Below are 14,021 nucleotides of genomic sequence, written 5' to 3' on the forward strand. Positions count from 1 at the left end.
AGGCGGGGCAGTTGTGTTTAGTGATGCAGTAACGAAAATACATCATGGCGTTCAAAATCAGCGAGAATATTCGGCGCGATCAACTGACGGATCGTTGTTTCGTCCGCCCAAAGATAAGCGTCGTGTTCCGTTGATAACTGAACGCTCGTCTGGTTTGTCGAGCAGATGTACATCAATAAAATGATTTGCCGATTGGGATGCGTCAGGAAGCTCGAGGCATAGAGTAGACGCTCCGGCGTCACAGTCAATTGTGTCTCTTCTTCAATCTCGCGAACAAGACTGTCGACTGGTAATTCACCGAAGTCGATCTTGCCACCCGGACATTCCCATGTCCCGCCACCGAAGTCAGCAGCAGCCCGGCGGACAATCAGGAGACGTTGCTCGTGAATGATGATGCCTTTGACGGCAGGAACGATCGCCGTCATCTGACGAGACTCCGCGATAATACGACAGGGTCGGTTCCTTCTGTTTCGACGAGGTACTGATCGCGTAGATAGATCCCGCTCTCGTCAGCAAGTCCGAAGGCACGGTCTGTGCTTTCTTCCGTAAAGGATTGCGTGAGATGAGCAGCTTCGCCCCACGTCTCATAATGGACACAGACGACCGCGTCTTTCAGTAAGGCAAGACCAGGTAAGCGAAGGCGTCGATTGTCGCGTTGGTCGATCTCCGGAATCACACACCGTTCGGGCGAAACGAGGGCACCGGCTGAAAAGCCGGCGACCGGAACACCATCTGCGAAACGCGACTGAATGATGTCACCGATCGGTGTAGCGACCAAGTATTGCTGATACAATTCGGTCTCGCCACCGGAGATGATGATGCCCTGACACTGCTGTAGTTGTGCAAGTTGTTCGTCCGTTGGTGCGTCAGACAGTGGCAGATGGACGAACGACGAGATGCCATCTTCCTCTAACGGCTTCGTATAGATTGAGGCGTAGCTCGTCCAGTCCTTACCGGTCCGCGGAACGTATAGAATCGCGACCGGTCCACCATTCGTTAATGTAGCAAATCGTGTTCGTAAGTTCGGTGTAAAAGGAGGACCGCCTCCGAATAAGAATAAATGAGTACGCATGAAGTCATCCCTCCAACCAATGTAATAGAAAAAGTATAGCAGAAATCCATCAATTGGAAATGTGCTGGTAGAATGATTGTCTGCGGAACCATGTATGATGTTGTTTCCGTTCTTGAAAGAGAACAAACAGGACGAAGGCTAAAACGAGACCGCGTCCAATCCATGGTAAAACGAGAAGACCGTAGTTCATCGCAGCAAATAGCTGGAGTAAGAAGCGACGCTTACTCGGATCCCGCAGATACGTGATCAGTGGAAGTTGCTGGTGCGTCTGTTTGAATAATCGCAGATGAAGGAACGGACGCTTTCGGTGAGACGGCTTCGGTAAGGCACCGTTCAATTCAAGGACGGTCGCCGATAAACTCGACTGTCGTTTCGTCGACAACAGGATATCTTCCGTTAATCCGTCCTCACGCCGTGACCAGTGCCGGACATGAAGGGATCCGAGCAGCACCACACACAGTGCGACGACGAAGAGGACAGGATGCGATTGAAGCCAAAGCAGGAGCAACAGAGTGATGCGTCCGGTTGCCAGGACGAGATGACCGCTCCATTTCCGCAAGAACCGTTGTCCAGATAACCGATATGTCCAAAAGCTAAAGAACGGTTGTAGCAAAGAGAGCACGAGACTAATCAGCAGTACTGTGATACTAGATTGGTCAAACCGGATGCGATGTAATGGAAAACAGAGTAAATGTAAGCCGGCCGTTAATAAGAAAATCCGCGCGAAATGATACCGAACGGAATACCACTTCATTCGAACGATCGCTCCAGGAACCGGTTTGAAGAAGAGGCGATCTGCTGGTTCGAACCAAGCGTAAAAAGCGGGCAGGAATCCATACAGAATCCATCCGAGTAAGATCCAAGCGACCGGAACCGTTTGAACCCAGTCCGCTTGACCGTTTAAGATCTGAATCGTCTCATAGATGATGAACAGACCGACTGGAATGACGAGATACAGCAAGATTGTCCAGTCGAAGATTTCTCGAAAGAAGCGACGCTGTTCCGCATGCCGTCGACGGATCCGTTGCTTCAAAAAGGTTTCAATCATGCTCGAGCACCATCGCTTCCATGATGTCGAATAAGCGGGCACCAGGCTGACCAGAGGCTTCACCGATTTGAGCGAGTGTTCCTTGATGTTTGATGCGCCCCTGATCAATCCAGACAAAGTCGTCACACAGACGTTCTGCGGAATCAAGGACATGGGTGACGAGCAGAATCGCCACGCCACGCGTTCGTTCTGCTTCGAGTAAATGTAACAACCGAATCGTTGCGACCGCGTCAAGACCAACGAACGGTTCATCGATGATCAGGCAGTCTGCGCGTTGCATCAAAGCACAGACGAGCATCACCTTCTGTTTCATTCCTTTAGAGAAAGAAGATACATAGTCACCTGTGACAGCATGCAGTTCGAACGTCTTTAAGAGTCGTTCCGTATAGGCATGATCCGTCTCGTGGAGCGAAGCGACCAGCTCAAGGTGCTCGGCGAGCGTCAAATATTCATAATAGGTTGGCTGTTCCGGAATATAGGCGAGTGAGACCGGTAAATCGATCTCTCCTTCGACCCAAGGTAGCGTACCGAACATCGCTTGAATCGTCGTACTTTTTCCTGCACCGTTTGTACCGATCAAACCGGTGATGGATCCAGGCTGTAAGGCAAACGCAATCTCTTTTAAGACGGGCTGACCGACGTCATAACCGGCTTGTTGAATGGATACATGCATGTGAAACATCTCCTTTCACTACATCTACTGATAGAAGGAGAAAAATGTTTCACAGCAACAGAAATCAGTAGAACCATAGTAAAAAATGTAACAGGTTAAAAATAACAAATGGGCTATAATGGAAATATCAATTTTAGAGGATGATCACGATGCAAACAGTCGAGCGAATTTATTTTCGGGAATCCGGCATGGGAAGAGGACAGACGTTTTGGTGGGACCGTGCAAGTCGAAGGGTTCGTGCGGAAGATGAGGAAAGACGATTATCCGGATGGTGGTTTCAAGAACTAAATTTACCAGAGGAATTGAATCCGTTACTGATAGAACTGACAGAAGAGGACATCTACTTAATCGACATGTGGTCGGATCGGTTCGATGCAGAAGTTTGGCGAAACTATCCGTATCCTGAAGGCGTTATGATTTGTGACGGCACGGATTGGGAAATTCATGTGACGACAGAAAATGGTACAGAGAAACTTTCAGGATCAAATATCTATCCACCTGGATGGTGGATGATTCGGGAACTTTTATACGGTTACTACGATGCCGGGAGTAACCGAAAAGACGAAGAAGGGGAGGGTGAACAATGAAACGAGCGCTATTGTATCTGATTCCGTTTGCGTGGCTTGGACCTTACCTCGATTGGAAAGAGGGTTCGATACTAGGATATGCCTTGTTTTTATTTGGACTTGGTGTACTATCGTATTCACTGGCACGGAGTGGAAAACCAAAATACATCGTCATCGGCAATATGGTCTCGTTTGCGATTTCGTACGGGATCGCGCTCAGCGTGGGGGAAGGATATGGCGAAGGATACTTTAATCCATTGACAGTCAGTCAACTGGTTCTCGGAGTGAGTGTCTTGAATCTGGTCGTGCAAATACCAATGGTGATGAATGCGATTCAAAACAAGGTGATGAAAAAGGAGTTAGAAGGACATGACGGATGAGAGCCAGCAGTTACTTGATGTAATTCAGCGAATCCTAGAACGACAATCACCACTCGACTTAATCGATATCTACCAGCGCGTCAGACAAGCAGAACATTTGGATTTATCACGCTTTACATCAGAAGCAGGACTCGAGGCACGCATTCGAAAATTGATTTACCTGCATGCGAGCGAGTGTGAATTGTACCAGGGGGAGCAGGACCTTTTTTACAGTGAGACCGGAAAAGGAACAGGACGCTGGGGATTGCGATGAAAAAAGCTACGCAACGAGTGCGTAGCGATCAGATCACACGAGTCCTAAGATCTCGACTTCAACTAATGCACCTTTTGGTAATTCCTTCACAGCGATACAAGACCGAGCTGGGAAGTGATTGTGCGGTGCGAAGTAATCGGAATAAATCGTATTAAAAGAAGCGAAGTGTTCCATGCTCGTTAAGTAGCATGTCGTCTTGACGACGCGGTCAGGTGTCAGTCCTGCTTCTTTCAGGATGGCATCAACGTTTCGCATGACTTGTTCCGTCTGTTCCGTGATTCCGCCTGGTACAAGTTCACCTGTTGCTGGATCGATCGGGATTTGTCCAGAAGCATAGAGTGTACCGTTCGCGATAAAGCCTTGTGAGTAAGGACCGATTGCAGTAGGGGCGTTCGGTGTGTCGATTTGTTTGAATGTAGACATGAAAAGAACCTCCTCTTATAAAATACATATGTACGACACCGAGTGATTCGACTCGGATATCCCTCAACCCTTCAAAGGAGTGAATTGATATGCCACTTTATCATAAATTAGTTCGAGACGCGATTCCAAACATCATCGACCAAAATGGGAAAAAAGCGACGTTCCGCACGTTGGATGAAAATGAATTCCTAGTGGAAGCGCAAAAGAAATTACATGAAGAACTGGCTGAATACGAGGAAGCGACGACGGACACAGACGCTGTCGAGGAGTTAGCTGATTTACTGGAGCTCATTCAAGCGTTAGCGAAGACACATGGCGTGACAGTCGAGGAACTGGAAGCCGTCCGAACGAAGAAACAGCAACAACGCGGTGGATTCGAAGAACGCCTCTACCTGATCGAGGTCGAAGATTGATCCCGGAAGCGAAGCTGACGACGCATCACTTATATGACTCACTCGTCGAAGCCATTGATTTGGCGGAGGAAGTCTATATCGTCGCAGCGTTTGCCCAGAAGTCAGGCGTCGCCTTACTCGTCCCAACGTTTCGTCGTGCTTTGCAACGAGGAGCCGAGATTCGGCTGTTGATTGGCGACTATCTGCATATCACCGATCCAGAAGCATTGGCGCAGTTGCTTGCGCTTGATGGGTTGTCAGTTCGCTTTTATCGGTCAGGCGGACGCTCGTTCCATCCGAAAGCATATCTGTTTCGAAACGCAGAGACTGGCTTATCAATCGTCGGGTCGTCAAACATCTCGAACAGTGCGCTTCGGTCCGGTATCGAATGGAACGTTCATCTACCACAAGCTGTCGCTCCACAGATTCTTGATGATGCGATTGATGCCTTCATGGACCTTTACCTCAGTGAATCGGCAGAAGAACTGAATCCAGTGGTCTTAGACGCTTACCGTCAAGAGTATGCGGCGCGGCAATATGTCGCGGAACCGGAAGTCGAGTATGACGAAGGAACAGTCGTCGTTGCATCAGAAATCCTGCCACACCGGGTGCAGGAAGAAGCACTGCACGCGTTACGGGAAACGATGGAAGAAGGACGGACACGTGCATTGGCAGTGCTTGCGACTGGATTAGGGAAGACCTATCTGAGTGCGTTTTTTGCGGGAGACTTTACACGAGTCCTGTTCCTGGCACATCAAAAAGAACTGTTAATACAGGCCGAGCGTTCGTTTAAAAAAGTCAATCCGGCGTGGCAGACTGGCTTTTATATCGGCAGTGACCGGACTGTCACGGAGACGACGGAGATTGTCTTCGCTTCCGTCCAGACGTTGGCGCAAAAGCGTCACTTGGACCGTTTTGCAACGGATCAGTTTGATCTCATCATTGTTGACGAGTTCCATCATGCGGCAGCGACGAGTTATCGGAAAATCATTGATCATTTCGCACCGCGTTTCTTGCTTGGTCTGACGGCAACACCAGACCGAATGGACGGTGCGGATGTCTATGCGATCTGTCACCATAACGTTGCTTTCCAGATGCATTTTACAGCGGCGATTGCTGAAGGCTTTTTGACGCCGTTTCATTATTACGGTATTCATGACACGATCGACTATTCCCAAATTCAACGAATCGGTCGGACCTATGATGCATCGCAGCTCGAGCATCGGCAACTCGATCGTGAAGTCGCGGATAATATCTATCATTCTTGGGAGAAACATCGGCAAACGAAGACGATCGGCTTTTGTTCGTCGATCAAGCAAGCGGAATATCTGGCGCAAGTATTCCGGGAAAAAGGAACGACGGCGTTTGCACTGACAGGGCAGACGACGAATCGCGCGCAACATATGCAAGCATTCGAGCAGGGTGAGATTGAAGTCCTTTTTACAGTCGATTTGTTTAACGAAGGTGTCGATATTCCGAAAGTCGATACACTCCTGTTCTGTCGTCCAACTGAGTCTGTCGCCATCTATACGCAACAAATCGGACGCGGACTACGCTTAGCGCAAGATAAATCACACTGCGTCATTATCGACTTAATTGGGAACTATCGTAACGTCGAGATGAAACTGAAACTGCTCGGGACAATGAAAGAATTGTTCAAGCGTGGGGAGACAGAACCGATTACGCCACCGCCAGGCTGTGTGATTCAGTTCGATACGCAAGCACTAGAATTGATTCATCGACTACGACAACCAAGTCAGCGGAAGTTACGACTGATTGAACAATATGAGCAAATCAAATACGAACTCGGTCGTCGACCATCCTATGTTGAAATCGGTGAGTATGCAGCAGTTCCGCAAGGCTATAAACAGGAGTGGGGTTCTTACGTTGGTTTCTTGAGAGAGCATCAGGAGTTATCAGACGAAGAGGTCGAAGCGTACGACACAAATCGAGAATTGATCGAGCAGGTCGAAAAGACAATCATGAATCGGAGTTATAAGATGGTCGTTCTGTTAGCGATGCTTGAGCGGGGAGAAGAACGATGGATGGAGCCGATTACGACCGAAGAAGTCGCACCGTTCTTTTATGAGTATTTGTATGCGGAAAAGTATCGGGAGTTGAAGGATGCGCAAACGGCGGAATTAAAAGGACCGTTTAATGCATTAAAAGTAGAACGGTTATTGAAGAAGATGCCGTTTCCGAAGATGGGAAAGCCATTTGTTTTTGATGGTGACGTGTTATCAATCGAAAACCAAACATCAGGACAGAAACTGTTTAACGTCATAAAAGACATAATTCATTTCCGACTGCATATGTATTTTTCGAATTAATTAGCTGGGAACGTTTTAAGCTAAAGAGAAAAAGAAGGAAGAGAGAGAACATAAATGGCTATATATAAGTATTATGCAGTGTTGACAAAAATAGAAGAAGGTGAGGGCTTTGGTGATAAACGTAATGATGGATACTACGTTTCTTTTCCAGATTTAGATAATGTATTCACGGATGGAGAGACGTATGAACATGCACTGTTCATGGCGAAAGATGCTTTAGAATTAATGTTAGAGAGTATGTTGACGCATGGGAAATCGTTTAATAAGCCATCTACATTACAGCAGTTAAATCTTAAGGATTCGAAAGAAGTTCATGTCGAATTGATTGAAGTGGATGTAGAACCTCGACCCGATTCAAAATTAGCGACACCAGATTCTTATTTATTGAAGTGTGTGGATGCGAGAAATAAAGACGTTGAGGTTGGCTTAGATAGTAAATTTTTGATGGAGTCTATTACTCGCGTACTGGATGCAGGAGGAACAATCATTTCTCTAGGTGATTATGATATGGATGAAGATGAGGTGTTTTATACAGGGCGGGTCGTAAAATGACACTAGCATAACAAGGGTGAAAATATAACTAAATGGTTCATAAATTAAATAAGGGTTGTAATTAGAAGAAAATAGTAACTGATTCATTTATAATGAAAATAGAAGAATACTTTTTTAATAGAGCTACTACTGGTTGCTCATGGAATGGAGAGAAAATAGATGTCAGCATTAAATCAACAGCTATTTAGCGCAGCCGATAGTCTGAGAAGCAAGATGGATGCTTCGGAGTACAAAAACTACTTACTCGGATTGATTTTTTATAAATACTTATCAGACAGAGTTTTAGAGAGGGTCGTAACGTTAGCGGATAAGTCTTTTGAGGATTACGATACGCAAGCAAAACAAACGTTGTTATATGTAGAGCTACTCTCTGACGAGGAGATCAAAGATGATTTAGTAGAGACGCTTGTCGACATGCTTGGTTATGAAATTGCACCGGCTTATCTATTCAATGTCTTAGCGGATCAAGCGCAACAAAATACGTTCCAGTTGAATGATTTAGCGAAAGCGTTCAATGATCTTTCGACAAAGTTTATTCAATTCAATGGTTTATTTGATGATGTCGACTTGCAGTCGAAGAAACTTGGATCGGATGATCAACAACGAAATATCACGATTACGGAAGTATTAAAAAAATTGAATCATGTTGAGTTGCTTGGTCAAAGCAGAGATGTGATTGGCGATGCGTACGAATTTTTAATCAGCCAATTCGCCTCAGAAGCAGGTAAAAAAGCGGGTGAGTTCTATACGCCGCATGAAGTTTCAGATATGATGGCACGAATCGTCACAATCAATCATGAAGATAAAAAGTTATTCAGTGTCTTCGATCCAACGATGGGATCCGGTTCGTTGATGTTGAACGTACGGAATTACTTAAACTATCCGGAGACAGTCAAATATCACGGACAAGAGCTAAACACGACGACGTTTAACTTAGCGAAAATGAACTTAATCTTACACGGTGTGAAAAGCGAAGATATGCGTCTTCGTAACGGAGATACATTAAATAAAGACTGGCCAACAGATGAACCCTATACATTCGATGCTGTGTTGATGAACCCTCCATACTCAGCGCACTGGTCAGCTGATGCAACTTTTTTGGATGACTCACGTTTCAATCGTTATGGAAAATTAGCGCCGAAAACAAAAGCTGACTTTTCATTTCTTTTGCATGGTTTCTATCATTTAAAAGATACAGGAACGATGGCGATCGTCTTACCACATGGTATTCTGTTCCGTGGAGCAGCGGAAGGAGTTATTCGTAAAAAGTTATTAGAAGATGGTAACATCGATGCAGTCATCGGATTACCAGGAAACATGTTCTTTGGAACATCAATTCCAACAACCGTTGTTATATTGAAGAAAAATCGCGAGACACGTGATGTTCTCTTTATTGATGCAAGCAAAGATTTTATCAAAGGAAAGAATCAAAATAAACTTTCGAATGATCATATTGACCGAATCGTTGAGACGTATAAAAAACGTGAGACTGTAGAAAAATATGCTCACGTAGCAAGTTTTGATGAAATTCAAGAGAATGATTTCAACCTTAATATCCCGAGATTTGTTGATTTGTTTGAAGAAGAAGAAGAAATTGATATGGCATCAATCGGTCATGAATTGAAAATAATCCGTTCAAAGAAAGCTATACTTGAAGAGGATTTATTCAAGATGATTTCATCGCTTAAATATAAGAAAGAAAGTGAACAATGGATTCAAGGGGCGTTAGAGGTGTTTAATATTGAAAAATAAAACTGTACCTGAAATTAGATATAAAAATATTGAGGATGAATGGAATTTGATTAAATTATCGAATTTAATGAATTTTTCCAATGGAATAAACGCACCTAAAGAAAGCTATGGTCGTGGGAGAAAAATGATTAGTGTCATGGACATACTCTCTGAGGAAAGAATTGAATATAAAAAAATACGTAACTCTGTAGAAGTTAAAGAAAGTATAGAAAGTAAAAATAAAGTTGAGAATGGTGATTTAATTTTCGTACGGTCGTCTGAGGTTCGTAATGAAGTTGGATGGGCAAAAGCTTATTTGCAAGAACAGTATGCACTCCATAGCGGTTTCACAATAAGAGGAAAAAAACAAAATGAATATGATGCTAAGTTCATTGAATGCAGTTTAAATTACCGAAATAGATATCAAATAGAGTCCAAAGCAGGTGGAAGTACAAGATATAACGTTGGGCAAGAAATTTTAAAAAATGTTGAGATTTATATCCCTTCTTTGAAGGAACAACTATTAATTAGTACATTGATACAGAACATAGAAAATAAAATTAATCTTCATCAGCAAGAACTCGATGCTCTTAAACAAACGAAACAAGGTTTCTTGCAAAAGATGTTTCCTGAAAAAGGAATGACTATACCGGAAATCCGCTTTCCGGAATTCCACGAACAATGGGAACTAAAAACGTTAGGAGAGGTATTAGATTCTATATATAATGGTCAAACACCATCAAGAAATAGAAAAGACTTTTGGAATGGTAACATAAATTGGTTGTCTAGTGGGGAACTTAACCGAGGAGTAGTGAAGACTACTATTGAAAAAATAACTGAAATCGGACAAAGAAACGCAAATTTAAAAATAGTACCCCAAAATACTTTTGTTATAGCAATTACAGGATTAGAAGCAGCTGGGACAAGAGGAAACTGTGCAATACTTGGAATGGAAACTACACTAAACCAGTCTTGCATGGCGCTGTTCCCTAAAAAAAACTTACTTGATACTACTTTTCTCTTTCAGTGGTATAGAAAAGTAGGTGAAAATTACGGATTAAAATTTACACAAGGGACAAAACAACAAAGCTATAATGCAGAAATTATAAAAAAATTAGAAATATGTTTACCGAGTGTTGAAGAACAAGTTAAAATCGGCGAGTTCTTTAAACAATTAGACGAAGTCATCGAAATGAAGGAGAAAGAACTCGAGGCTTTAAAAGAAACGAAGAAAGGTTTCCTTCAAAAGATGTTTGTCTAATCAACTAAGAAGAAAAGAGGAATCGTGGTGAAGTTAACACATGATGATGAGCTGACGGTTGAACGGCGATTGATTGAGGTTCTCGGCGAGGGACATAATCAATGGAACTATCGTCCTGACTTAAAATCTGAAGCGGATCTATGGAACAATCTACGTCACAAAATAACGCGAAATAACTTATCAGAGATTGGTGAACACCCAATTACTGATGCAGAGTTCGATAAAATCAAGACAGAGTTGTTGTCGAAGACGCAGACGCCTTTTGATGCAGCACGCTGGTTAAAAGGAGAGAATGGAATCTCTCGCATTACGATTGAACGCGAAGACGCCACTCTTGGATCGATGTCACTCATTCTCTATTCGAACCAAGATATCGGAGGTGGGATTTCGACGTATGAAGTCGTCCATCAAATCGCGAAACAACGGTCGAAAGAGGACGGACGGGATCGTCGTTTTGACGTCACGCTCTTAATTAACGGCTTACCGATCGTTCAAATCGAGTTGAAGAAAGTCACGGCGAAAGATGGCGTCTTCCAGGCACATCATCAAATTAAGAAATACGCGGAAGAAGGCTTGTTCCGGAACAACATTTTCTCGACGTTGCAGCTGTTCGTCATCTCAAACGAGCAGACGACACGTTATTTTGCCAATGCGCTGCCAAAAGACATGCATCGGAAGTTCATCTTCAGCTGGCGGACAACCAACAACCAGAAAGTCGACAATCTGTATGAGTTCGTTAAACAAGTCTTGAACATCCCCGATGCGCACCGTCTGATTGCGAACTACACGATCGTTAGCGAGGATCAAGACAATAAAGCGTTGATGGTGCTCCATCCGTATCAGATTCATGCGATTGAAGCACTCTTTACGGCAGCAATGCGTCATGAATCCGGCTTTGTCTGGCATGCGACAGGATCCGGAAAGACGTTAACGAGTTTTGTCTCAACAAAGTTGTTAGCCCGGAAACCGGGAGTCGATCGAACGATCATGCTGATTGACCGGAAAGACCTGGATAACCAGACGACGAGTGAATTCACGAAGTTCGCCTCGGAGTTCAACACAGGCATCTCGACTGGGACGGTTTCCGCGAATAGCTTAATCATTGGCACGTCGAGCTCAAAAAAACTGAGCGAAACACTGTTGTCGGATACGAACTCCAACACCGTCATCATCACGACGCGTCAAAAGCTCGAGGCAGCATTACGTTATGCGCAAAAGCAAGAAGCTGAAAAAGGAACGCAACGATTCCAGAAGCTGATTGGACAGCATATTGTCTTTGTCGTTGATGAATGTCATCGTGCTTTGAGTGCGGAAGGGATGGAGGCAATCAAAGGCTTCTTCCCGAATTCGACCTGGTTTGGCTTTACGGGAACACCGATCTTCAATGAAAACAAGAAACAAGCACAAGGTCAATTGGCGCGGACGACACGGGATCAATACGGTGAGATTCTACATACGTATACGATCAAGAATGCGCTCGAAGATGGATCCGTCCTCGGCTTTCAAGTCGAACATGAGGACACGATCGAACCTGGCTCGCTCTATAATCACATTTTTTCGAATCTACGAGCAGATGCCAAATATGCTGATCGAACCGATGAAGAAATCGGTACCTTGATCGAAGAAATGGATGAGATGACTAAAGAGACATACATCCCGAATGATTTGTATGAGCGAGGCGCGCATATCGAGAAGGTCTTGCAGAAGCTGTTCCGTCCGGATAATGCCTACACGAAGTTTGACTTTAAAAACGGACGACCACAAAAATCGGCCATCTTGACGACGAGTTCGATTGCGATGGCGAAGCGCTATTACCATGCCATCCAAGAGATGAAACAAGATCCAAACTGGATGGAGGCACATTTTGCAGGGCATCCGCTTCGAAAAGGACGGACAATCGATGATCCTGATTTCCCGCGGATCGCGATTACCTACTCGATGCAAGAGAACACTGAGAACGCAACAGAAGTACAAGAAGAAATGCGTCAAGTCATTCTTGCCTACAACAACTATTATGGAACGGCTTGGTCCATCGAAGACATCGAGCGTTATAACGGCGATATCAACAATCGGTTGGCACGGAAAAAAGCTGAGTTCAAGCAATTCGGAAAACATATCGATCTCGTCATCGTCGTTGATCGGTTACTGACTGGCTTTGATGCGCCGACGATCCAGACATTGTTCGTCGACCGGAACCTCAGCTATGCGAACTTGATTCAAGCGTTCTCACGAACGAATCGAACATATCCGGATAAGACAAAAGGATTAGTCGTTACATTCCGGCGTCCTGCGACGATGGAAGAAAATGTCCGCGCAGCGACACGTCTCTACTCGAATGAAAATGAGGATTCGAGCTTGATTTATCCGACATACGATGAATCGAAGAAGCGATTTAAAAAAGGATACAAAGTACTAAAGGATATCGCCCCATCACTGGAGGTCATTGATGAGCATTCGCCGATTGAAGAACGTGTGGAATTCGTGAAGGCGTATCAAGAATTCAATCGAGTATTCGAAGCGTTAGCCACGTATGATGAATACAATGATGATATGGAGAGTTCCAAAGCATTAGTGGATCAAGTACAAGTACTTGAAGACTTTGCTGGTATTTATGAAACGGTAAAAGGGTCTCTGATTGAAGACGAAGATGACAGTGATGAAGAACGAGTGGATTATTCCGAAATCGAGTTTTACGCAGAGAATTCGATCAAGCTCTATGATATCGATTCGACCTATATCAACCAATTATTAGGTACGTATTCTGCTAACAGTGAAGACATACGTTCGGAAATTGAAAAGGCGCTACAAAAACTCGGAAAATCCGAAATCGTGAAGACGGTTTATCATACGATTTTAGATGCAATTGATAACGAAGTCGTCTCACCGGATGAGGATATCTTTGTCATAAAGCGACGCTATTTTAAACAAGCCTATCAAGAAAAAATTGAAACATTTGCTTTAGAGTGGTGTGTCGATGAGCAAGAGCTGTATACCTCTGCTGTCCAGTATCATATCGGGATGGAGAAAATACCGAATGTAGGACGAATCATTGAGAGTAAAGATTTTGCGCGTTACAAAGACACACATCCTGAAGCGATCTTATTAAAATACGGTCCAGGCATGAAACGTTCATGGCGTACCGTATTGGATGAAGAAATCATCCCGCTTGATCAAGAGCTTCGCTAAAAGTGTAAAAAGTCTTCCGCATCTATTGTTCAGATGTGGAAGACTTTTTTGTTAGTTCATGCTAAATAGGTCGATGACATGTTGTCTTTGCAATTGATCATGTAGGAATTGATTACGATACGAACGGAGACATGTATAACAGCTTGTTTTCATA

Annotated in this window: 14 protein-coding genes; 9 read left to right on the top strand and 5 right to left on the bottom strand. The window is 44.2% G+C overall.

Annotated elements, in window-relative coordinates:
* Positions 1–17 precede the first annotated feature (17 nt).
* From AYO36_RS11955 to AYO36_RS11970, 4 genes are read right to left on the bottom strand one after another with little or no spacing between them, the layout of a single operon-like run.
* A complete protein-coding gene (locus AYO36_RS11955; RefSeq protein ID WP_064300549.1) occupies positions 18–425 on the bottom strand; it encodes an NUDIX hydrolase in 408 nt (135 codons plus the stop codon).
* Positions 422–1,072 (bottom strand): Type 1 glutamine amidotransferase-like domain-containing protein, encoded by a 651-nt coding sequence (locus AYO36_RS11960; protein WP_064300550.1) that lies wholly within the window; start codon positions 1,070–1,072, stop codon positions 422–424. The genes AYO36_RS11955 and AYO36_RS11960 overlap by 4 nt, the downstream gene beginning before the upstream one ends.
* Positions 1,073–1,121: 49 nt before the next feature.
* Positions 1,122–2,120: an ABC transporter permease gene (locus AYO36_RS11965; RefSeq protein ID WP_064300551.1), complete on the bottom strand. Its 999-nt coding sequence runs from the start codon at positions 2,118–2,120 to the stop codon at positions 1,122–1,124.
* A complete protein-coding gene (locus tag AYO36_RS11970; protein ID WP_082874244.1) occupies positions 2,113–2,793 on the bottom strand; it encodes an ABC transporter ATP-binding protein in 681 nt (226 codons plus the stop codon). Before AYO36_RS11970 ends, AYO36_RS11965 begins: the two co-directional genes overlap by 8 nt.
* A 149-nt stretch (positions 2,794–2,942) precedes the next feature.
* Here AYO36_RS11970 and AYO36_RS11975 point away from each other — a divergent pair, with 149 nt between their 5' ends.
* Genes AYO36_RS11975 through AYO36_RS11985 form a run of 3 tightly spaced genes read left to right on the top strand, consistent with a single transcriptional unit; the run spans position 2,943 to position 3,992 of the window.
* A complete protein-coding gene (locus AYO36_RS11975; protein ID WP_064300553.1) occupies positions 2,943–3,380 on the top strand; it encodes a hypothetical protein in 438 nt (145 codons plus the stop codon).
* Positions 3,377–3,739, top strand: a complete 363-nt coding sequence (locus AYO36_RS11980; RefSeq protein WP_064300554.1) for a hypothetical protein — start codon at positions 3,377–3,379, stop codon at positions 3,737–3,739. Before AYO36_RS11975 ends, AYO36_RS11980 begins: the two co-directional genes overlap by 4 nt.
* Positions 3,729–3,992, top strand: a complete 264-nt coding sequence (locus AYO36_RS11985) for a hypothetical protein (protein ID WP_064300555.1) — start codon at positions 3,729–3,731, stop codon at positions 3,990–3,992. Before AYO36_RS11980 ends, AYO36_RS11985 begins: the two co-directional genes overlap by 11 nt.
* 33 nt (positions 3,993–4,025) lie before the next feature.
* On the opposite strand, the gene AYO36_RS11990 is transcribed toward AYO36_RS11985, so the two are convergent.
* Positions 4,026–4,415, bottom strand: coding sequence for a RidA family protein (locus tag AYO36_RS11990; RefSeq protein ID WP_064300556.1), 390 nt, complete (start codon positions 4,413–4,415; stop codon positions 4,026–4,028).
* Positions 4,416–4,504: 89 nt separating this feature from the next.
* On the opposite strand from AYO36_RS11990, the gene AYO36_RS11995 reads away from it, so the two are divergent.
* The 6 genes from AYO36_RS11995 to AYO36_RS12020 all read left to right on the top strand — a co-directional run bounded on the left by AYO36_RS11995 (position 4,505) and on the right by AYO36_RS12020 (position 13,867).
* The gene (locus AYO36_RS11995; protein WP_064300557.1) at positions 4,505–4,828 is read left to right on the top strand and encodes a nucleoside triphosphate pyrophosphohydrolase; all 324 of its coding nucleotides are present in this window, start codon (positions 4,505–4,507) and stop codon (positions 4,826–4,828) included.
* The gene (locus AYO36_RS12000; RefSeq protein ID WP_082874245.1) at positions 4,825–7,137 is read left to right on the top strand and encodes a DEAD/DEAH box helicase family protein; all 2,313 of its coding nucleotides are present in this window, start codon (positions 4,825–4,827) and stop codon (positions 7,135–7,137) included. Before AYO36_RS11995 ends, AYO36_RS12000 begins: the two co-directional genes overlap by 4 nt.
* A gap of 54 nt (positions 7,138–7,191) precedes the next feature.
* Complete coding sequence (locus tag AYO36_RS12005; protein ID WP_064300558.1) at positions 7,192–7,689, top strand: type II toxin-antitoxin system HicB family antitoxin; 498 nt, start codon at positions 7,192–7,194, stop codon at positions 7,687–7,689.
* 159 nt (positions 7,690–7,848) lie between these two features.
* A complete protein-coding gene (locus AYO36_RS12010) occupies positions 7,849–9,441 on the top strand; it encodes a type I restriction-modification system subunit M (protein ID WP_064300559.1) in 1,593 nt (530 codons plus the stop codon).
* Positions 9,431–10,681: a restriction endonuclease subunit S gene (locus AYO36_RS16935; protein WP_082874246.1), complete on the top strand. Its 1,251-nt coding sequence runs from the start codon at positions 9,431–9,433 to the stop codon at positions 10,679–10,681. Before AYO36_RS12010 ends, AYO36_RS16935 begins: the two co-directional genes overlap by 11 nt.
* A gap of 24 nt (positions 10,682–10,705) precedes the next feature.
* Positions 10,706–13,867: a type I restriction endonuclease subunit R gene (locus AYO36_RS12020; protein WP_064300560.1), complete on the top strand. Its 3,162-nt coding sequence runs from the start codon at positions 10,706–10,708 to the stop codon at positions 13,865–13,867.
* The last annotated feature ends 154 nt before the right edge of the window (positions 13,868–14,021 follow it).

The organism is Exiguobacterium sp. KKBO11 (genome assembly GCF_001644945.1).
In the GTDB taxonomy this organism is placed as follows: domain Bacteria; phylum Bacillota; class Bacilli; order Exiguobacteriales; family Exiguobacteriaceae; genus Exiguobacterium_A; species Exiguobacterium_A abrahamii.

Excerpts from the sequence above, each read along its gene's own strand:
- AYO36_RS11955 (WP_064300549.1), bottom strand. The coding sequence starts at position 425 with ATGACGGCGATCGTTCCTGCCGTCAAAGGCATCATCATTCACGAGCAA.
- AYO36_RS11960 (WP_064300550.1), bottom strand. The coding sequence starts at position 1,072 with ATGCGTACTCATTTATTCTTATTCGGAGGCGGTCCTCCTTTTACACCG.
- AYO36_RS11965 (WP_064300551.1), bottom strand. The coding sequence starts at position 2,120 with ATGATTGAAACCTTTTTGAAGCAACGGATCCGTCGACGGCATGCGGAA.
- AYO36_RS11970 (WP_082874244.1), bottom strand. The coding sequence starts at position 2,793 with ATGCATGTATCCATTCAACAAGCCGGTTATGACGTCGGTCAGCCCGTC.
- AYO36_RS11975 (WP_064300553.1), top strand. The coding sequence starts at position 2,943 with ATGCAAACAGTCGAGCGAATTTATTTTCGGGAATCCGGCATGGGAAGA.
- AYO36_RS11980 (WP_064300554.1), top strand. The coding sequence starts at position 3,377 with ATGAAACGAGCGCTATTGTATCTGATTCCGTTTGCGTGGCTTGGACCT.
- AYO36_RS11985 (WP_064300555.1), top strand. The coding sequence starts at position 3,729 with ATGACGGATGAGAGCCAGCAGTTACTTGATGTAATTCAGCGAATCCTA.
- AYO36_RS11990 (WP_064300556.1), bottom strand. The coding sequence starts at position 4,415 with ATGTCTACATTCAAACAAATCGACACACCGAACGCCCCTACTGCAATC.
- AYO36_RS11995 (WP_064300557.1), top strand. The coding sequence starts at position 4,505 with ATGCCACTTTATCATAAATTAGTTCGAGACGCGATTCCAAACATCATC.
- AYO36_RS12005 (WP_064300558.1), top strand. The coding sequence starts at position 7,192 with ATGGCTATATATAAGTATTATGCAGTGTTGACAAAAATAGAAGAAGGT.
- AYO36_RS12010 (WP_064300559.1), top strand. The coding sequence starts at position 7,849 with ATGTCAGCATTAAATCAACAGCTATTTAGCGCAGCCGATAGTCTGAGA.